Origin of the sequence: Pantoea sp. MHSD4 (assembly GCF_021043305.1) — a bacterium.
Lineage (GTDB): Bacteria > Pseudomonadota > Gammaproteobacteria > Enterobacterales > Enterobacteriaceae > Pantoea > Pantoea eucalypti.
The window spans coordinates 184,028-204,189 of record NZ_JAJNDH010000002.1 but is presented as its reverse complement, the minus strand read 5'-3'; the positions used below and the strand labels follow the sequence as shown (position 1 = coordinate 204,189).

Below are 20,162 nucleotides of genomic sequence, written 5' to 3'. Positions count from 1 at the left end.
GTTAATTCGCGGACGTTAGCGGGACGCAACCGTTTTCCTTGCGTGCTTCTCATGCTATTCTCGGTGCCCTTCAAAACCTGTCCGCCCGGCCAGGTCTGTTTGTCTATTCACAGGAGTTGACCGCATGTCATCCAACGCCCCGGCCCGCATCGCCATTGTTATGGGTTCCAGAAGTGACTGGGCCACCATGCAGTTCGCCGCTGAGATCCTCACCAGCCTGGACGTCCCTTTTCATGTTGAAGTAGTCTCTGCGCACCGTACCCCGGATAAACTGTTCAGCTTTGCCGAAACGGCAGCCGATAACGGTTTTCAGGTGATTATTGCTGGCGCAGGTGGCGCAGCACATCTGCCAGGTATGCTGGCGGCAAAAACTCTGGTGCCAGTGCTGGGTGTACCGGTGCAGAGCGCTGCACTAAGCGGCGTGGATAGCCTCTATTCAATTGTGCAGATGCCGCGCGGCATTCCGGTCGGAACGCTGGCGATTGGCAAAGCAGGCGCAGCCAATGCCGCGCTGCTGGCCGCACAGATTCTGGCGCTGCATGACAGTGGGCTGGCGTCACGCCTGACGACCTGGCGTCAGAGTCAGACCGATGAGGTGCTGAACCATCCTGATCCGCGGGTGGATGCATGAAGCCGGTTTGCGTACTGGGCAACGGCCAGCTGGGTCGTATGCTGCGTCAGGCAGGTGAACCATTGGGGATCGCGGTCTATCCGGTGGGTCTGGAGGCGGATCCTGCTTCCCTGCCCATCGCTGACAGTGTGATCACCGCCGAAATCGAACGCTGGCCGGAGACCGCGCTGACGCGCGAACTGGCGAGCCATCCGGCCTTTGTTAACCGTGATATTTTTCCGCGTCTGGCCGATCGTCTGACGCAGAAACAGTTGCTGGACCAACTGGGGCTTGCCACCGCGCCATGGCAGTTGCTGGCCGATAAAAGCGAATGGCCGGCAGTGTTTGACTCGCTGGGCGAACTGGCCATCGTGAAAAGCCGCACCGGCGGTTACGACGGGCGAGGTCAGTGGCGTCTGCGTGCTGATGAGACGCATCAGCTACCCGAAGCGTGTTACGGCGAATGTATCGTTGAGCAGGGCATCAACTTTTCCGGTGAAGTCTCACTGGTGGGCGCACGCGGTCACGATGGCACCGTTGTATTCTATCCGCTGACGCATAACCTGCATCAGGATGGCATTCTGCGCACCAGTGTAGCGTTTCCGCAGGCAGACCAGGCTCAGCAGCAGCAGCAGGCTGAATCGATGCTCAGCGCCATTATGCAGGCACTGAATTACGTTGGCGTAATGGCAATGGAGTGTTTCGTTACGCCTGATGGGCTGCTGATTAATGAGCTGGCGCCCCGCGTGCACAACAGTGGTCACTGGACGCAGAACGGTGCGTCGATCAGCCAGTTTGAGCTGCATCTGCGCGCCATTCTTGGTCTGGCATTGCCACAGCCGGTGGTGTTTGCGCCGTCGGTAATGGTTAATCTGATCGGCACCGATGTGAATCTCAGCTGGCTGCAGCAGCCGCTGGTGCATCTGCACTGGTACGACAAAGAAGTGCGACCGGGCCGTAAAGTGGGTCATCTGAATCTGACCGACAGCGATGCCGGGCGGCTCAAAACAGCACTGAATGCGCTGGTGCCCCAGCTCCCGGAAGAGTACGCCAGCGGCATCGCCTGGGCCGTTGAAAAGCTGTAGTTTCCCGTTACCCGCTTGCGGGTTCTGGGGGCGTTCCGGATAAAGGTCAAAGGCGGCCTCATGCCGCCTTAGTCAGCCCTGCTTTATGCCGCATCAAACTTCCTGAACAACGCCTTCCCTTTCAGTAACCGAATCCCAAGCCAGCCACCGCACAGCGATAACAGCAACGCGCCGCATAACGGCAGTGCCAGCCATAATGTCCAGTCAGGCTGCCACGGGAAATCGAAAATCTTTGTCTGTAATCCCCATAGCGCCGCTTCTGCTCCCATCGCGGCCGCCACGCCCGAGACGACGCCGAGCAGGGCAAACTCACACCACAGCGTGGTGCGTAGCAGTCTTTTGCCCGCACCCAGCGTGCGGTAGACCACCAGCTCCTGCCTGCGTTGCCGCATTCCGACCTGAATCTGCGCCAGCAGCAGTAACACACCGCAGGCAGTGACCAGTACCACCATGATCTCCAGCGCCCGGCTGACCTGCGTCAGTACCTGACCTATCTGCTGCATGATGCTGCCGATATCCAGCAGACTCAGCGCCGGAAAAGCACGATTCAGCTGCGCCAGCAGATCCGGGTTCGCCTCCATGCGGAAGCTGGTGAGCCAGGTCTGCGGCTGGCTGTCGAGCGCACCCGGCGGGAAGATAAAGAAGAAGTTCGGCTTCAGGCTTTCCCAGTCCACTTTACGCAGGCTGGTAATACGCGCGCTGAACGTCTGCGTATCGCCGTCGAACGTCAGGGTATCGCCGAGCTTCAGCCCCAGCCGATCCGCCAGTTCCACTTCCATCGACACTTCACCCGCTTTTGGTGGCCAGTTGCCTGCCACCAGCGGATTGTGATCCGGGCGATCGGCCAGTTCCGTCAGGTTGAGCTCACGGTTCAGGGCGTTATCCAGCTTCGGATCGGCCGGTTTGCCATTGAGTTCACTAAGCCGTACCCGCGCAATCGGGTAAAAGGTCCCGGGCGTGATCTGATGCGACTGCAGGAAGTCACGCACCTGCGGCACCTGGTCCGCCGTCATGTTCAACAGGAAGAAGTTCGGGCTATCCGCCGGTAACTGCTGCTGCCAGCGATCCAGCAGATCGCCACGCATTACCAGCAGCAGCGCCAGCAGCATAAATGACAGTGAAAAAGCGGCGAGCTGGCTCAGCGTCATGCCAGGCTGGCGCAGCAGCCGGTTGATCGCCAGCCGCAGCGCCAGATTGCGCACCACCAGCCGACGCAATAGAAGCAGAGTTCCCCAGCCGAGTAACGCCAGTAATCCTGCCAGCACCACCACACCCGCCAGCAGCGCCCAGAGCATTTTACTGCCGCCGATCAGCAGCGCTAACAGCGTCACGACCACCGCAATCATCACTGGAATATAGAACTTCAGCGGCCAGAGGTTTGCCACGGCATCGCGCCGCAGCACCCGCAGCGGCTGGGTTGCCAGCAGCAGACGATAGGGACGCAGTCCCACCAGCAGCGAAATCACAAATAATGAACCCACTGCCCAGATCCATGGCCAGACGCTGGCTGCCGGTAAGCTGGCAGGCAATACCGGTTTCAGCATCGCCATCAGGATCGCTTCCACGCCCTGCCCCACCAGGCCACCGGCAATCGCCGCCAGCAGCAGCACCGCCAGCCACTGACCGATGATTAAGCGCTGCAACGCGCCGTGCGTCGCACCCAGGGTTTTCAGCACCGCCACCAGATCGTAGCGGCTGCGGCAGTAGTGACTCATGGCGACCGCCACGGCTGCAATCGCCAGCATCAGCGTCAGCAAGGCCGAGAGCAGCAGGAACTGCTGCGCGCGCTGCATCGAACGGCCCAGCGCATCTTCCGTGTTCTCCACGCTGATCCAGCGCTGATCCGCCTTCAGCTGCGGCTCAATCCAGCGGTCATAGCTGGTCAGCTGGTCAGGATTACCAGAGAATTTATAGCGCCAGGTGATGCGGCTGCCCGGCTGAATTGCACCGGTTTTCGCCGCATCTGCCAGGTTAATCAGCAGACGTGGCGCCATCTCAAACGGGTTAAAGCCGCCATCCGGCTCCTGAATTACCTCACCGCTGATGCGCAGCTGGGTATCTCCCACTTCCAGCGTGTCGCCCACTTTCAGATTGAGCAGCGCCATCAGGCGCGGTGCTGCCAGCGCGGTGCCTGCCTGCGGTCTCAGCCCCGGAGGTTGCGTCTGTAAGGTGCCAAACATCGGATAGCGATCATCGACCGCTTTGACTGAGGCGAGTTGTGGCGACTGCCCGGCAAAGGTCATGGTCATGAAAGTCAGTTGAGAACTGACCGTCAGGCCGTTTTCCTTCGCTTTTTCCAGCCAGGCTTCCGGGGCAGCATCAGTGCTACGCAGCGTGCGGTCACCCGCCATAAAATCACGACTCTGCTGATTCAGCCCTTTTTCCATGCGATCGCTGATTGAGCCCAGCGCCAGTACACAGGCTACCGCCAGCGTCAGAGCCAGCCAGACGATCAGCAGTGAGGGGGAGCGCCACTCGCGCCAGAACCAGCGCCAGATCATTGCTCCTCCCACAATTTTCCGTCACGCAGCCGCAATCGACGGTCGCAACGCGCCGCCAGCTGTTCATCATGCGTCACCAGAATCAGCGTGGTGGCGAAGTCGCGATTAAGAGAAAACAGCAGGTCGGCAATACGGTCACCCGTTTTACGATCGAGATTGCCGGTGGGCTCATCGGCAAACAGCAGGCCCGGACGACCGCTGAAGGCGCGGGCCAGCGCGACCCGCTGCTGTTCCCCGCCGGACAGCTGGGCGGGCAGATGATGCAGACGCTCACCCAGCCCGAGTAGCGTCAACAGTTCACGCGCCTGTTCGCGGCTCTGGCGATCGCTGTCGCCGCGCAACAGTGATGGCAGTTGAACGTTTTCCTGCGCATTCAGAGTCGGTACCAGCATAAATGACTGAAACACAAAACCAACCTGCCGGGCACGCAGTGCTGCACGCTGCTCTTCATTCATCTGGTGCAGCGGCTGACCCAGCAGATGGACTTCACCGCTGCTGCCATCGTCCAGCCCGGCCAGAATGCCCAGCAGGGTAGACTTGCCGGAACCCGACTCGCCAATCAGCGCAATGGTCTCGGCTGGTTTGACAACCAACTCAACTCCGGTGAGGATGGTTAACTGATGCTCTCCCTGACCGACGGACTTAGTAAGATGATGAACTTCAACAATGTTTTCCGCTGGCATTATCCCTTCCTGTTATTGATTCTTCTGCTGGTATCCCGTCTTGCTGCTGCAGATACCCTGATGGTGCTGGGCGACAGCCTGAGTGCGGGCTATCGCATGTCTGCCACTGCGGCCTGGCCCAGCCTGCTTGATAAGCAGTGGCAGCAGAAACCGAAAGTGGTCAACGCCAGCATCAGCGGTGATACTGCTGCCCAGGGACTGGCGCGACTGCCTGCGCTATTAAAACAGCATAAGCCGCAATGGGTGTTAATCGAACTGGGCGGTAACGATGGTCTGCGCGGTTTCCCGCCCGACGCTATCGCACAGAATCTGAGTAAAGTGATCGACGATGTTAAAGCCGCTAATGCGAAACCCTTGCTGATGCAGATCCGTCTGCCCGCCAACTATGGCCGCCGCTACACCGAGGCGTTCAGCGGCATCTATCCGGAGCTCGCACAGCAGCATGCCATTCCTCTGGTGCCCTTTTTTATGGAGCAGGTCTATCTGAAACCCGAATGGATGCAGCAGGATGGTATTCATCCGAATCCTGATGCTCAGCCGTTTATCTCTGCGTTAATGGCAAAAGAACTGGCCCCCTTAGTTAAGCAGCCGTAACGCGCCAGGATGCGCAAATAGGGTAAATAAATGCAAAAAACTATTCTGATTACAGGTTGTTCAAGCGGCATTGGCCTGGTCGCCGCCCACGATTTACTGGCGCGAGGTTACCGGGTGATCGCCGCCTGCCGCAAAGCCGAAGATGTCGCGCGTATGAACACGCTGGGTTTTACCGGGCTACAGCTCGATCTGGACGATCCGCAGAGCGTGGATCAGGCAGCAGATGCGATACTCGCGTTATGCGATAACCGTCTGGATGCGCTGTTTAACAACGCCGGGTTTGGCCTCTATGGACCGCTTCGTACCCTCTCCCGTCAGCAACTTGAACAGCAGTTTTCCAGCAACTTTTTCGGTGTACATCAATTAACGCTGCGGCTGTTACCTGCGTTACAAGCCAGCGGCGATGGCCGCATTGTGAATACCAGTTCGGTGCTGGGACTGATCTCCACGCCAGGCCGGGGCGCGTACGCTGCCAGTAAATATGCACTGGAAGCCTGGAGCGATGCACTGCGGCTGGAAGTGCGCAGCAGTGGCATTCGGGTCAGTCTGATAGAACCGGGACCGATTGAGACGCGCTTTACCGATAATGTGACGCAGGGCGAACAGCATAATCCGGTGCGTAACCCCGGCATCGCGGCACGCTTCACCCTGCCACCGGAAGCCATTCTGCCTAAACTTCGTCACGCACTCGAGAGTAAACATCCACGTTTACGCTACCCGGTGACACTGGTCGCACACGTAATGAGCCTGTTGAAACGGTTACTGCCTGGCTGGATGCTGGATCGCATTTTGCGCAGCCATTAATCAGGCCTGCGTAATAGCGCTTGAAGCCGGGCCAGTTGGCCCCATATTCTTAGAACACTTTTTGCAAAGAGACTTATCCATGTCACCACAAGCTTCTATCATCGACATCAACGAATCTAACCTGCAGCAGACCCTTGAGCAGTCGATGCAGCTGCCGGTGCTGTTCTACTTCTGGTCTGAGCGCAGCCAGCACTGTCTGGAGCTGACGCCGGTGCTGGAGCGTCTTGCCCAGGAGTACGCGGGTCAGTTTATCCTCGCAAAGCTGGATTGTGACAAAGAGCAACGGGTGGCCTCGCAGTTTGGTCTGCGTTCAATTCCGACCGTCTACCTGTTCCAGGATGGCCAGCCGGTCGACGGCTTCCAGGGACCACAGCCAGAAGAAGCGATCCGCGCCCTGCTGGAAAAAGTGCTGCCGCGCGAAGAAGAGCTGAAAGCGCAACAGGCGATGGCGCTGATGCAGGAAGAGAAACCGCTGGAGGCGCTGCCACTGTTAAAAGATGCGTGGCAGTTGAGCAACCAGTCCAGCGAAATTGGTTTCCTGCTGGCGGAGGTGCTGATTACCCTGAACCGCAGCGATGAAGCGGAGGCAGTGCTGAAAGTGGTGCCGCTGCAGGACCAGGATACCCGTTATCAGAGCCTGATGGCGCAGATCGATCTGCTGAAACAGGCTGCGGATACGCCGGAGATTCAGCAGCTGCAATCCGAGCTGGAAGCGGATCCGACTAACGCCGGACTGGCTGCTAAACTCTCGTTACAGCTGCATCAGGTGGGTCGTAATGAAGAAGCACTGGAACTGCTGTTCAGCTTCCTGAAATGCGATCTTAATGCCGCTGATGGCCAGGCGCGCAAAATGCTACAGGAAATTCTGGCCGCGCTGGGGACCGGCGATGCACTGGCTGCGCGCTATCGTCGCCAGCTCTACTCCCTGCTGTATTAAACAGCAGCACCACGGGCCGAAGCGACTCGGCCCGTTAATCTGACAATGCGGAGGTTGTATGATTACTGTTATTCCTGCCCTGATTATTCTGGCACTGGTAGCGGTCTGGGCGACCGTTAAAATCGTGCCACAAGGTTTTCAATGGACGGTCGAGCGCTTTGGCCGTTATACCCGCACCCTGCAGCCAGGATTAAGTCTGGTAGTGCCGTTCATGGATCGTGTCGGTCGTAAGATCAACATGATGGAACAGGTACTGGATATTCCCTCGCAGGAGATCATTTCTAAAGACAACGCCAACGTCACCATCGACGCCGTCTGCTTTATTCAGGTCGTTGACCCTGCGCGTGCCGCCTATGAAGTCAGCAATCTTGAGCAGGCTATCCTGAACCTCACCATGACCAACATGCGTACTGTTCTTGGCAGTATGGAGCTGGACGAAATGCTGTCACAGCGCGACAGCATCAACACCCGCCTGCTGCACATCGTGGATGAAGCGACGAATCCGTGGGGCGTTAAGATCACCCGTATCGAGATTCGTGACGTGCGTCCGCCGCAGGAACTGATTGGCGCGATGAATGCGCAGATGAAAGCGGAGCGAACCAAACGCGCCGACATTCTCACAGCCGAAGGCGTACGGCAGGCGGCAATCCTGCGCGCTGAAGGGGAAAAGCAGTCGCAAATCCTTAAAGCCGAAGGTGAACGTACGTCGGCATTCCTTCAGGCAGAGGCGCGTGAGCGTCAGGCTGAGGCAGAAGCTAACGCCACGAAAATGGTCTCTGAAGCGATCGCAGCAGGCGATATTCAGGCGATCAACTACTTCGTGGCACAAAAATACACCGATGCGCTGCAAAAAATCGGTGAGGGGAATAACAGCAAAGTCGTCATGATGCCGCTGGAGGCAAGCAGTCTGCTGGGTTCAATTGCAGGCATCGGTGAACTGCTGAAGGACTCACGCACTGAGTCGAAACGCTGATGCTGGCCGACATTATCGCGCACCCGCACTGGTTCTGGCTGACGCTGGGTGGATTACTGCTGGCGGCTGAGATGCTGGGCACCAGCGGTTATCTGCTGTGGAGCGGTCTGGCGGCGGTTATTGTCGGCCTCATTGAATGGTTTATGCCAGTGAGCTGGACGGCACAGGGCTCCCTGTTTGCCGCGATGACGCTGGTGTGTGTTTTTTTGTGGTATCGCTGGATGCGCCACCGCGAGGCGCATCAAAAACCCAACGCTCTGAACCAGCGCGGCAGCCAGATGATCGGGTTGCAGCTTACACTGGATACCGCCCTGCACAACCGCACCGGCCATGTGCGCATCGGGGACAGCAGCTGGCGTGTTGAGGCAGATCGGGATCTGCCTGCGGGCACAGCGGTGGTCGTGGTGGGTGTTGAGGGCATCACACTGCGTATTCAGCCACGCTGACCGCAGCATCCGGCCAGATTATTGATGATGGGACACTCGGCACTGTCATCGCCGGGACAGGCGTCCGCCAGCGCCAGCAGGCGTGCGCGCATGGTGTGGAGTTCTTCAATGTGCGCCGCGATTTCATCAGCTTTCTGCAGCGTGCGGGCTTTGACATCAGCACTGTGGCGCGAGGGATTATTGAAAAACGCCACCAGCTCACGACACTCATCCAGCGTGAACCCCACCTGACGCGCCTGACGTAACAGGTTTAGCTCGTCAATGTGATGACCGCTATACGTGCGGTAACCATTTTCACTGCGCAACGGCGGTGTCACCACGCCTTTCTCTTCGTAAAAGCGAATCGCCTTGCTGGTCAGCCCGGTCTTTTTCGCCACATCGCTGATGTTCATTTGCGTCCCCTTGACCTTCCCCTTGATGGAAGGTTTATGCTTAAGCATGAATCGGAACTGACCAATTCGTCAAATGGGATTACAGAAGGAGTTGATTATGTCACACACTATTTCCCTGGCACTCGACGGCTTATCCTGCGGTCACTGTGTCAAACGCGTCAAAGAGGCACTGGAACAACGCGACGATGTTGATTTGGCTGAGGTCACTCAACAGGAAGCGCAGGTTTCTGGTCAGGCGGATGCGGCCGCGCTGATTGCTACTGTGGAACAGGCGGGTTATCACGCCACGCTGAAAACAGCAGACGCCTCCCCAAAGTCTGAACCGTTGACAGCATCGGAGCCGCCGCCGGAGGCGCTGACAACGGAGACCGCTTCTCATCCGGCAGAAAAAGCGTTGCCTGCCCATATGCTGCTGATTGAAGGCATGACCTGTGCCAGTTGCGTCAGTCGTGTTGAAAAAGCGCTGCAGCAGGTTACCGGTGTCAGCCAGGCACGGGTCAATCTCGGTGAACGCAGCGCGCTGGTGCTGGGTAATGCTGACCCGCACCAGCTTGTGGCTGCCGTCGATGCCGCAGGTTATGGCGCACAGGTCGTTGATGACGAGCAGGAGCGACGTGAAAAACAGCAGCACAGCGCTCGCCGTGCCATGCGGCGTTTCAGCTGGCAGGCTGCTGTCGCCCTGGCGTTTGGCGTGCCACTGATGATCTGGGGCATGGTGGGCAACAACATGATGCTCACCGACAGCAACCACACCACCTGGCTGGCGCTGGGCGTCGTAACCCTGCTGATCATGGTCGTGACCGGCAGCCACTTTTATCGCAGTGCCTGGCGCAGTTTACGCAATGGCAGCGCCACCATGGATACGCTGGTGGCACTCGGCACAGGCGCCGCCTGGGTCTACTCCTTTAGCGTGGTGCTGTGGCCCGACTTTTTCCCGCCGCAGGCACGCCATCTCTATTTTGAAGCCAGCGTCATGATTCTGGGACTGATCAATCTGGGGCATGCGCTGGAGCAGCGGGCGCGTCAGCGATCGTCTAAGGCGCTGGAACGCCTGCTTGATCTGACGCCGGCCCAGGCGCGGCTGGTCGATCAACAGGGTGACCGGCTGATCCCGGTAAGCGACGTCCAGCCTGGCATGACGCTGCGCCTGGTCACCGGCGATCGGGTTCCGGTCGATGGTGAAATCGTCACGGGTGAAGCCTGGTTTGATGAAGCGATGCTTACCGGCGAAGCGGTGCCGCAAAGCAAAAATCCGGGTGCGGCGATCTTCGCCGGCACGCTGGTGCAGGACGGCTCGGTTGAATTTACCGCCCGGGCCACCGGGAATCACACCACCCTGTCGCGCATTATCCGGCTGGTACGTCAGGCACAGAGCAGCAAACCGGATGTGGGACGTCTGGCCGATCGTATCTCTGCTGTTTTTGTTCCGGTCGTGGTGCTGATTGCACTGCTCAGCGGCGCAGTGTGGTATCTGTTCGGGCCACAGCCACACATCGCTTACATGCTGGTAATCGCGACTACCGTCCTGATTATTGCCTGCCCCTGTGCGCTGGGACTGGCGACACCGATGTCAATTATTGCCGGTGTTGGACGTGCCGCTGAACTGGGCGTGCTGGTCCGCGACGCCGATGCCCTGCAGCGCGCCAGCCAAATCGACACGCTGGTGTTTGATAAAACCGGTACTCTCACCGCCGGTAAGCCGCAGGTCAGCGAGGTGCTGGTCTGGGGTGATGCCAGCCGTGAATCCGTGTTAGCGACTGCGGCCGCGCTGGAGTTTTCCTCGGGTCATCCGCTGGCGAAAGCGATTGTCGCTGAAGCGAAACTGACGCAACCGCCTCAGTTAGCGCAATTTCGTACAATACGCGGTAAAGGGGTCAGCGGTAATCTGGATGGCAGAACGCTGCTGCTGGGTAATGCTGCACTGTTACACGACAGCGGCATTGATTATCAGGTGGCAGAAGCAGAAATTGCGCGCCTGACACAACAGGGGGCAACGCCGGTGTTACTGGCGGAACAGGGCCAGCTAACCGGTCTGATTGCGCTCCGCGATCAGCTTCGGCCAGAAAGTGGCGCCGCCCTGAAGCGGCTGCATCAGCAGGGTTATCGCCTGATTATGCTGACCGGTGACCATGAAAATACCGCGCGCGCCATTGCAGCCGAAGCCGGTATTGATGAAGTCATTGCTGGCGTGTTGCCGGATGGCAAAGCGGCTGCCATTGAAGCCTTACAGCAACAGGGCCGCCGCGTTGCGATGGTCGGTGATGGTATCAATGACGCGCCTGCGCTGGCGCAGGCCGAAGTGGGCATTGCCATGGGCGGCGGCAGCGATGTCGCCGTGGAAACGGCAGGCATTACATTAATGCGTGCCGACCTGAACAGCGTGGCGGATGCGTTAGCGCTCGCTTCTGCGACACTGCGCAATATCCGGCAGAACCTGTTTGGCGCATTTATCTATAACAGCATCGGTATTCCGGTGGCTGCGGGTGTGCTCTATCCGCTGACCGGTACTCTGCTTAGCCCGATTGTGGCGGGTGCAGCGATGGCGCTCTCCTCTATAACGGTGGTCAGCAATGCAAACCGCCTGCTGCGTTACCAGCCGCCGCGCCAGTAATCGCCGTTTCAGCGCTGTTTTTCGTTCTCTGAAGTCGCTAGCATGGCGTTTTGAACCGCAAGGATTGGGAATGACAGGCAACATCTGGCGCTCACTGCGCGGCTTTATCAGCCAACTTTTTCCCGCCAGTTACCGCTGGCCTGCGATGGATGTCCGGCTTGGCGATCGTCAGTTGCATCTGGTGGGCAGCATCCATATGGGAACGCGCGACATGCAACCGTTGCCGCCGCGCCTGCTGCATCGGTTGCAGCAGGCGGATGCGCTCATAGTGGAAGCGGATATTACGCAGGGTGGATCACCCTTTGATCACCGGGGCGATCGTCCAGCACTCGCGACACGGCTGGAGAGCAGTACGATGCAAACGCTCACCGCACTGTGTCAGGAGATGAGTCTCAACCTGAGCCTGCTGGATAACCTGCCCGCCTGGCAGGTGGCGCTGATGTTACAGGCACAGCAGGCGCAAAGACTGGGATTGCGACCTGACTACGGCATCGATTATCAGTTGCTGCAGGCAGCAAAAGATCTGAACAAGCCGGTGATTGAACTGGAAGGCGCAGATGCACAGATCGCCCTGCTGACCGCACTGCCGGATGACGGTATGGCGCTGTTACAGGATACGCTGCTGCACTGGCATACCAATGCGCGACTGCTGCAGATGATGGTGAGCTGGTGGCTCGATACGCCGCCACGCCAGCCGGAAATTACCCTGCCCGCCACGTTTAGTCAGGCGCTGAATGATACGTTGATCGGTCAGCGCAATGCACAATGGTGTCACAGCCTGCGAGGGCTCGCGGCAGGAAACTATGTGGTCGCGGTCGGCGCGCTGCATCTGTACGGCGAAGCTAATCTGCCTGAGATGCTGAAGAAGCCCTGAAAAAAAGAGAGCCGATAATGTTATCGGCCCGTCAAAGAGGAATTTGTTTATGATTTTGGTTATCGCCAGCAATCAGATTGCGGGCGCGAGGCCAATTTTACGCAAAGAACAAAATTTCGCCACCTTTTTCAATGGATCTGCGCAATAAGATTTTTCTTAGTAAGGAGCCCGTATGACGCCCGCCGTAAAATTGCTGGAAAAACAAAAAGTCAGCTTCATCCTGCACCCCTATGAGCATGACAGTCACGAAACGCATTTTGGTGATGAAGCCGTGCGCAAACTCAATCTGGATGCGCGGCAGGTGTATAAAACACTGCTGGTGGCGCTGAATGGCGAGGCGAAACAGCTGGCGGTGGCGATTACGCCAGTTTCGACACAGCTGGATCTCAAGAAGGTGGCAAAAGCGCTGGGCGCGAAGAAAGCGGATATGGCTGACCCGCAGCTGGCGCAGCGGGTCACGGGTTATCTGGTGGGCGGTATCAGTCCACTGGGGCAGAAAAAACGGCTGCCTACGGTGATTGACCATTCTGCCAGCGCATTTGACGCCATGTTTATTTCAGGCGGTAAGCGTGGACTGGATATCGAACTGGCACCACAGGATCTTTCGCGGCTGCTGGACGCCCCGTTTGCGGATATCGCCCGCCACGATTAAACCCGTGGCTGGGCGCAAAGCTGATCGATCATCCAGCGGCCCGCCGGGCCAGGTGGCGTGCGTCGCGACCACACCACCTCAATGGCGATATGCTGCGGCCAGCCCGGCATCGACAGCTCTTTCAGGACGTCATGTCCAAACTGCTTCACCAGCCAGCGCGGCAAAACAGTCCAGCCAAATCCCTGCTCCGCCATCTCTAACAGCAGTAAGTACGTGGGTGCCGACCAGATTCGTCCCATCGGCGCGGGTTCAGAGTCCTCAACCCAGGTGTTTAGCCGCAGGTGACGAACGCCTTCCAGCTCGCTTTCGCTTACGGTACTAAGCTGCGCCAGCGGATGATCGCGATGTAAAAAGACGGCCATCTGCGCTTCAACCTGCAGTCGTGCTACCGCAATATCCACCGGCAGATTAGGCTGTGCCCGCACCACACCCAGATGGACCCGCCCGGCCTGCAGCAGATCCAGCACATCGCCATCCTCGGCAATCATGACCTCCAGTTCAATCTCCGGATAACGGGCATCAAATTGCCTGAGCAGATGCTCGTGGTGATCGGTTTGCCAGAAATCGGACATAGCAAAACTCAGCCGGGGCTCAACGCCCTGCGACAGACGTATCGCCAGCGCATCCAGCCGCTCACTGGCGGCGAGGATTTGCTGAACCTGAGGAATAACACGGCGTCCCTGCTCGGTCAGGATGGGTTGACGACCGGCGCGATCAAACAGCACGAAACCGAGATCATCTTCTAAATTTGCCACTGCTGCGCTGATGGTGGACTGACTTTTACCCAGCGCGCGCGCCGCCGCAGAGAAAGAACCGCTCGCCACGGTCTGCATAAAAGCCTCAAGGGATTCCGGGGAGTAACGCATCTGAACCATCGCTTTTTTCGATAGGTGTTCATTTTATCTTAGCATTCTGACGTGTGAAAATGCGCCGCATTATTCAAGGAGAATTAACAATGCGTACCCGCTCAATTAAAGAACGTATTCTTCATGCTGTCTGCTTTGAAACGCTGGCGATTCTGACCGTTTCGCCGCTGGCGGCATGGGTGATGGATAAGCCGCTGTTTCAGATGGGATCGCTGGCGATTATGCTCTCAACGGTCGCGATGCTATGGAACATGATTTATAACAGCGGATTTGACAGGCTCTATGCGCCGGGCCAGAAACGCGGACCCGGCGTGCGTGTGTTACATGCACTGGGGTTTGAAGGCGGATTTATCCTGATTGGTCTGCCGATTGCCGCCTGGATGCTGGATATTTCTCTGGGTCAGGCATTGCTGGTCGAAGTGGCCTTTTTCCTCTTCTTCCTGCCCTACACCATGGCCTACAACTGGGTATGGGACAAACTGCGCGAGCGCTGGATCAAGCGTCACACCTGCCGGGCGTAAGGAAGACGGGAGGCGTAAGCGCCTCCCGGTGAGTTCAATGCGTGGCGGCTGTCTGGTTCCCCCACGGCCAGATCCACGCCAGAATCATTTTGGGATAATTACGCTTCCGCGCTTTTTCCGCCGCCTCATCCCGCGCCTTAATCTGCTCATCCGTCAAATGCACGATCTGCCCTTTCGGCTCATAGTCGCTGGCTTTCACTGGCGAATGCGCCTTAATGAAGTCGCGCAGCACCTGCGCATCAACGGCTCCACTGTTGGCATACCCGGGGTGATTATCCAGACGCGGGTAACCGTCGCCACCTGCTGCATTGAAGCTGTTGGTCGCCATGCGATAAATCTGCGTGTCCTGCAGCGGTTTACCGTTAATGCTGACGTTGCTGACCTGCTTACCGTCGGTGGTCAGGCTGATGCCGGCAAACTGCGCGTAGCCGCCTGAATCAGGCTGAATATTAGCAACGACATCCAGATATTTTTTGATCTCCGCACCGGTCAGGGTGACCGAAACCACCTGATTGCCAAATGGCTGAACCTGCAACAGGTCACGCCAGTTCAGCTTGCCTGCTTTCAGTGAGGTACGAATACCGCCACCGCTCATCACCGCAAAATCGGCTTTGGTGAACGCCATCTGGGCGCGCAGAATCAGCTGGCCCAGATTCGTCTGCTCAAAGCGAACCTGCTCTTTTTCACCACTGAAATTGCCGTCAGCGCTACCAACATTCACGATTAACTTCGCCTCTGCACGTTTCTGGAACGGCATCAGCAACTTCATCATGGCGGTGTTTTTCGGGATCTCTTCCTGCCAGGTCAGCCAGGTTTCGCTGCCATCTGCATTCTTTATCTTATGTTTGAGGTTAACCGGCACCAGCTGATAAGCCTCCAGCGTCACCTGACCATTACGGAAGGTGAAGTCGCCGCGGCCGACATATTTGCCCCACTTGTCAGCCTGCATAATCCAGATACCATTTTGCTTATCCGGCTCACACGGCTGGCCTGGCTGATAATTTTTTACGCTGACGTTCTCTTTTTCCATGCAGACCGCATCATGCGAATGACCGCCGACAATCAGGTCGATCGTTCCGGCAGGCAGGCTGCGCGCCAGCGTGACATCACCTATGCCGTTGCTGCCGTGTTTACCGTCGTCATAGTGGCCCAGATGGGTCAGCGCGACAATCACGTCCGGCTTCTCGGTGGCGCGCAATTCAGCCACCGCTTTCACCGTTTCAGCGACCGGATCGCGGAACTCGGTATCTGTCAGTCCGGCCGGATTAGCCAGTTTCGCCGTGTCCGGGGTGATAAGCCCGACCACCGCGATCTTTAATCCGAGACGGTTGAATACCGCCCAGGGTTTGAACAGGCGCTGACCGGTGCTTTTTTGATACACGTTGGCGGCCAGTAGCGGGAATCTCGCCCACTTCTCCTGCTTACGCAGGACCGCGATCGGCTTGTCGAATTCATGGTTGCCCAGCGCCATCGCATCATAGCCAATGAGATTCATCGCGCGGAAATCGGGTTCAGCGTCCAGCTCATCGGACTCCGGCACGCCCGTGTTCACATCACCGGCAGAGAGGATCAATGCGCCACCGCCGCGGGACTGAACATCGTAGCGCATGGTATCCATCAGGGTTTTCTGCGCGGCCAGACCATACTCACCCTGTTCATTAAACCAGAAGTGACCGTGCTCATCGTTGGTGTGCAGCAGACTGAAACGATAGGTGCGATCGGCCTGGGCAGCCTGTGAAAACAGCGGCATCACGGCCACCAGCAGTGCCACGCCCACCCCTGTCCATTTAGATAACAACACTGTGACTCTCCTTAATTTATCGTCTGGCCCGACTTTCTGCCGCTTTGCCCCACTGTGTCGCACATTCCCCCGGCGAACTCAAGGCCAATGCACATTCATCTGCCTGACACGCCCTGATCTTTTTATTTCTGATCCGCCTTTGATGAGCAGGACAGCCCTGCAAAGCGGCGTTAGTGCGATAACGCGCTTTACCAGTGACCCTGTCCGGTTATTGGTGGAGAGTGCAGATACAGGCAGTAAACGCTATTGCTGACCTCCCTGCTGACTGCTGTAAAAAGTGCCGCTGACAGAATTTAACTGCTCTGCACACACATTTATCTCTTTTTCACGCCAGAACGGCATCATTTACTGCATCTGATATTTATTTCTCATCCCCGGGTCTGAAGCGTCAAATCAGTGAATATTGCGGATAATGAATAAAAACACCCACTCAACTGTACATTTGACTTTTTTTCGTGGTTTTTTAAGGTATTCCCGCAAATTGCTCAGCGAAAGAATAGATTTTGTTTTAAACTCATTTGTTACAAGCGGACACATTTGTATACAGGGAGACAGGCATGCATCACACCACACCGCTGATCACTACCATTGTCGGAGCACTGGTTCTGGCATTTCTCCTTGGGATGCTGGCAAATCGCCTGCGAATTTCTCCCCTGGTCGGCTACCTGATAGCTGGCGTGCTGGCCGGTCCCTTTACTCCCGGCTTTGTTGCAGATACGAATCTGGCCCCTGAACTGGCAGAACTCGGCGTTATCCTGCTGATGTTTGGTGTCGGCCTGCACTTCTCGATGAAAGATCTGATGTCGGTAAAGTCGATCGCCATTCCCGGTGCCATCGCACAGATCGCGGTCGCGACGTTACTGGGAATGGGATTATCGTGGACGATGGGATGGTCATGGATGACGGGCCTGGTGTTTGGTCTGTGCCTCTCTACCGCCAGTACCGTGGTGTTACTGCGCGCGTTAGAGGAGCGACAGCTGATCGACAGCCAGCGTGGACAGATAGCGATTGGCTGGTTGATCGTTGAAGATCTGGTGATGGTACTGACGCTGGTGCTGCTGCCTGCGATTGCCGGCATGATGGAACAGGGTAACGCCAGCGCCGGACTGCTGGTCTGGGACCTGCTGTGGACGATTGGCAAAGTCGCCGCCTTTATGGTGCTGATGATGGTGGTGGGACGCCGTGCTGTGCCCTGGATTCTCGCCCGCAGCGCCGCCACTGGCTCACGCGAGCTGTTTACACTGGCGGTGTTAGCACTGGCACTGGGCATCGCCTTTGGTGCGGTTGAATTCTTTGATGTGTCGTTTGCGCTGGGCGCTTTCTTCGCCGGTATGGTGCTGAACGAGTCGGAACTGAGCCACCGCGCTGCGCGCGATACCCTGCCGTTGCGCGATGCGTTTGCCGTACTGTTCTTTGTGTCGGTCGGCATGCTGTTTGACCCGTCGATTCTGATCACGCAGCCGCTGGCGGTGCTGGGCGCGCTGGTGATTATTGTTGTGGGTAAGTCAGTCGCTGCCTGGCTGCTGGTGTCGCTGCTTGGCCATTCGCGTCGTACGGCTCTGACCATTTCGGTCAGCCTGGCGCAGATTGGTGAGTTCGCCTTTATTCTGGCCGGCCTGGGTATTTCGCTGGGGCTGCTGAATGATGAGGGCCGCAATCTGGTGCTGGCCGCCGCCATCCTGTCGATTATGCTGAACCCGATTCTGTTTACCCTGCTTGAGCGTTTCCTGGCGAAAACGGAGACAATGGAAGAGCAGACGCTGGAAGAAGCAATTGAAGAAGAGAAGCAGATCCCGGTCGATTTCTGCAATCACGCCGTGATTGTGGGTTATGGTCGTGTTGGCAGCCTGATTGGCCAGAAGCTGCTTGAAGCCAATGTTCCGCTGGTGGTGGTTGAGAATTCCCGCACGCGTGTTGAAGCACTGCGCGAGCAAGGCATCAAAGCCGTGCTGGGAAATGCGGCTCGCGCGGACACCATGGAACTGGCCCGACTCGACTGCGCCCGCTGGCTGTTGCTGACCATCCCGAATGGATATGAGGCGGGAGAAGTGGTCACCGCCGCGCGTGAAAAGCATCAGAATATCGAGATTATCGCCCGCGCCCACTATGACGATGAAGTGGAGTACATCATGGAACGTGGCGCCACTCGCGTGGTGATGGGTGAGCGTGAGATTGCCAGCAGTATGCTGCAAATCCTGCAGGATGAGATGACGCAGGGCGAGGATTTACAGCCCTGCGACGTAGTGCGCTGATTAAGTCTGGCCCGTATAGCTGTGATACCGAGACGGCACAGGGAACAGGTTCAGAGCGGAAAGACGCAAAAGCCGTCATCCATGACATGCTCGGCCCGCGCCGTCCTGGCGCGGGACGCTTTCCTCTTCTGACCCTGTTCCCTGCGCGTTGAATTAATCCATTGCTGTCAGATTCACCCTCATTTAAGTTTGCAAACTGTCTGCCGCCCTGTGGCGACCCGCTTTACCGATCCCAGTAAGACTCTTCCAGACTGTCTTCCCGCTCCGGCAGGCCGCGGGTTAAACGCGGCGAATGCTGATTCAGCACCTGATAGCTGACACGGTTGGCATACTTACACACCTGCGCCAGCGACGAATAGGTCAGATACGGACGCGCATGTTTGCTGGAGTTCGGCACATTCAGGCTGTGATAGTTATTGGCGGTGATGTCATGCAGTAACGCCGCCAGCGCCCCATCACCGGCACCGTTGGTGTTCATGATCTTTTCCGGTCCACCCATGTAAGGCGCGATGTGCGAGAAAACACGCAGCGGCTGCTGGCAATCCTGCTGGCGCATTACGCGGCTGAACTCGTACTGGTTGAACTCAGCAATCGCACCCGGCAACAGCGGATGATTGGTTTTACGTTTGAACTCGTCTTCGGTGTAGCCCGCCATGTAAAGCCCAATCGGGCCGGCGGTGCAGAGCACCAGATCCACCCAATCCAGCGCCATATTGGAAGCGAGCAGTGGATCGGCTTCGCCGGTCAGCGCCAGCGCTTCCTCTTCATTCATGGCCACGATGCTGACATGATCACGCAGGAAGTCCCGCCAGAACTCAGGATTGTCGCCAATCACATGTTTGGTGCCCAGCGTCAGCACCACCGGCACGTTGTGACGTTTGGCATACTCAATCGCCCGTAACGTCGCCTGCGGCATCGGCTCACCTTCGGCGCAGCGCACCAGGTAAGAGGTCAGTACCAGGGCAGAGGCACCGGCAATCACCTCTTCCGGCACGTTATCCGGATGTAACTGGTTCATCTGGCCTGGGCTGATAGCAAACGTTCGCTCGCCATGTTCACCAATCAGCGTAAAGCAGCGGCCAATAGCGCCATCGACACCCTGCAGATAGTTGAGATCGACCCGGCTTGACGTGTTACAGAGATAACGATAGGCGTAGCCGCCAATCTGGATGTTATTGCACATAACACCCAGCAGCACCGAGCGGTCATCAGCCAGTACCGAGAAGTTATGCAGCGTGTTACCGATGGTGCCACCGGCAAACTGATGGGTGATCAGCGCTTCGCGCATCAGCTCGTTATAGAGCGCTTCCGCGACGGCATTATCGATGACCAGCGAGTGCCCGGCACTCAGGCCGTAGCGCTCAAGAAAAGCGTCATCGACTTTGGCTTCGATATCCACCAGCGTCTGGTCGATACCCACCACCCAGCTGCCGGCATCAACGTCGTGTTGTGCGGGTTGTAACAGGGGATCGCGTGCGCTGACGGGAAAGTAGTGTTTGGATTTGCGTTTGCCGGGAAATTTCATCGGGAGGTGCCGTCTGGAAAAACAGGCGGAGAATG

18 protein-coding genes are annotated in these 20,162 nt (G+C 57.5%); 12 read left to right on the top strand and 6 right to left on the bottom strand.

The features are described from left to right. Positions 1-124: 124 nt before the first annotated feature. Both purE and purK read left to right on the top strand, forming a co-directional pair. On the top strand, positions 125-631 hold the full coding sequence (purE, locus tag LQK91_RS07760) for a 5-(carboxyamino)imidazole ribonucleotide mutase (RefSeq protein WP_003849444.1): 507 nt from the start codon (positions 125-127) through the stop codon (positions 629-631). Then, positions 628-1,695 carry a 5-(carboxyamino)imidazole ribonucleotide synthase gene (gene purK, locus LQK91_RS07755; protein WP_078804169.1) on the top strand — a complete coding sequence of 356 codons (1,068 nt, stop codon included), beginning with the start codon at positions 628-630 and terminating at the stop codon, positions 1,693-1,695. Before purE ends, purK begins: the two co-directional genes overlap by 4 nt. An 83-nt stretch (positions 1,696-1,778) precedes the next feature. On the opposite strand, the gene ybbP is transcribed toward purK, so the two are convergent. Together ybbP and ybbA are read right to left on the bottom strand one after the other, a co-directional pair. Beyond that, on the bottom strand, positions 1,779-4,196 hold the full coding sequence (ybbP, locus tag LQK91_RS07750; RefSeq protein WP_078804168.1) for a putative ABC transporter permease subunit YbbP: 2,418 nt from the start codon (positions 4,194-4,196) through the stop codon (positions 1,779-1,781). Then, on the bottom strand, positions 4,193-4,879 hold the full coding sequence (ybbA, locus tag LQK91_RS07745) for a putative ABC transporter ATP-binding protein YbbA (RefSeq protein ID WP_010259059.1): 687 nt from the start codon (positions 4,877-4,879) through the stop codon (positions 4,193-4,195). Before ybbA ends, ybbP begins: the two co-directional genes overlap by 4 nt. Between ybbA and tesA the strand changes: the two genes are divergently transcribed. From tesA to LQK91_RS07720, 5 genes are all read left to right on the top strand, one after another. Further along, a complete protein-coding gene (tesA, locus tag LQK91_RS07740) occupies positions 4,847-5,473 on the top strand; it encodes a multifunctional acyl-CoA thioesterase I/protease I/lysophospholipase L1 (protein ID WP_181162210.1) in 627 nt (208 codons plus the stop codon). The genes ybbA and tesA overlap by 33 nt on opposite strands. A gap of 30 nt (positions 5,474-5,503) precedes the next feature. Beyond that, the gene (locus tag LQK91_RS07735) at positions 5,504-6,277 is read left to right on the top strand and encodes an SDR family oxidoreductase (protein ID WP_039659110.1); all 774 of its coding nucleotides are present in this window, start codon (positions 5,504-5,506) and stop codon (positions 6,275-6,277) included. A 79-nt stretch (positions 6,278-6,356) separates the two neighbouring features. After that, the gene (locus LQK91_RS07730; RefSeq protein ID WP_039659108.1) at positions 6,357-7,214 is read left to right on the top strand and encodes a co-chaperone YbbN; all 858 of its coding nucleotides are present in this window, start codon (positions 6,357-6,359) and stop codon (positions 7,212-7,214) included. 58 nt (positions 7,215-7,272) lie between these two features. Then, positions 7,273-8,187, top strand: a complete 915-nt coding sequence (locus tag LQK91_RS07725; RefSeq protein WP_003849430.1) for an SPFH domain-containing protein — start codon at positions 7,273-7,275, stop codon at positions 8,185-8,187. Beyond that, complete coding sequence (locus LQK91_RS07720; protein ID WP_003849428.1) at positions 8,187-8,633, top strand: NfeD family protein; 447 nt, start codon at positions 8,187-8,189, stop codon at positions 8,631-8,633. Before LQK91_RS07725 ends, LQK91_RS07720 begins: the two co-directional genes overlap by 1 nt. Here LQK91_RS07720 and cueR read toward each other — a convergent pair. Beyond that, positions 8,621-9,025, bottom strand: a complete 405-nt coding sequence (cueR, locus tag LQK91_RS07715) for a Cu(I)-responsive transcriptional regulator (RefSeq protein WP_003849426.1) — start codon at positions 9,023-9,025, stop codon at positions 8,621-8,623. The genes LQK91_RS07720 and cueR overlap by 13 nt on opposite strands. 97 nt (positions 9,026-9,122) lie before the next feature. Between cueR and copA the strand changes: the two genes are divergently transcribed. The 3 genes from copA (at position 9,123) to ybaK (ending at position 13,162) form a co-directional block, all read left to right on the top strand. After that, complete coding sequence (copA, locus tag LQK91_RS07710) at positions 9,123-11,636, top strand: copper-exporting P-type ATPase CopA (protein ID WP_039659105.1); 2,514 nt, start codon at positions 9,123-9,125, stop codon at positions 11,634-11,636. 70 nt (positions 11,637-11,706) lie between these two features. Next, positions 11,707-12,510: a TraB/GumN family protein gene (locus tag LQK91_RS07705; RefSeq protein WP_039659103.1), complete on the top strand. Its 804-nt coding sequence runs from the start codon at positions 11,707-11,709 to the stop codon at positions 12,508-12,510. Positions 12,511-12,682: 172 nt separating this feature from the next. Beyond that, positions 12,683-13,162 carry a Cys-tRNA(Pro)/Cys-tRNA(Cys) deacylase YbaK gene (gene ybaK / locus LQK91_RS07700; RefSeq protein ID WP_039659101.1) on the top strand — a complete coding sequence of 160 codons (480 nt, stop codon included), beginning with the start codon at positions 12,683-12,685 and terminating at the stop codon, positions 13,160-13,162. Here the strand turns inward: ybaK and LQK91_RS07695 are convergent. Next, entirely contained in the window at positions 13,159-14,028 is an 870-nt protein-coding gene (locus tag LQK91_RS07695; protein ID WP_039659289.1) for a LysR family transcriptional regulator, read from the bottom strand. The genes ybaK and LQK91_RS07695 overlap by 4 nt on opposite strands. An 89-nt stretch (positions 14,029-14,117) precedes the next feature. Between LQK91_RS07695 and LQK91_RS07690 the strand changes: the two genes are divergently transcribed. After that, positions 14,118-14,549, top strand: a complete 432-nt coding sequence (locus LQK91_RS07690) for a multidrug/biocide efflux PACE transporter (protein WP_039659099.1) — start codon at positions 14,118-14,120, stop codon at positions 14,547-14,549. 34 nt (positions 14,550-14,583) lie between these two features. On the opposite strand, the gene ushA is transcribed toward LQK91_RS07690, so the two are convergent. Next, entirely contained in the window at positions 14,584-16,350 is a 1,767-nt protein-coding gene (gene ushA, locus LQK91_RS07685; RefSeq protein WP_039659098.1) for a bifunctional UDP-sugar hydrolase/5'-nucleotidase UshA, read from the bottom strand. A 557-nt stretch (positions 16,351-16,907) separates the two neighbouring features. On the opposite strand from ushA, the gene ybaL reads away from it, so the two are divergent. Next, positions 16,908-18,602, top strand: a complete 1,695-nt coding sequence (gene ybaL / locus LQK91_RS07680; protein ID WP_039659097.1) for a YbaL family putative K(+) efflux transporter — start codon at positions 16,908-16,910, stop codon at positions 18,600-18,602. 223 nt (positions 18,603-18,825) lie between these two features. Here the strand turns inward: ybaL and LQK91_RS07675 are convergent, their stop codons facing one another. Then, on the bottom strand, positions 18,826-20,127 hold the full coding sequence (locus tag LQK91_RS07675; protein ID WP_003850408.1) for an inosine/guanosine kinase: 1,302 nt from the start codon (positions 20,125-20,127) through the stop codon (positions 18,826-18,828). Between the last annotated feature and the right edge of the window lie 35 nt (positions 20,128-20,162).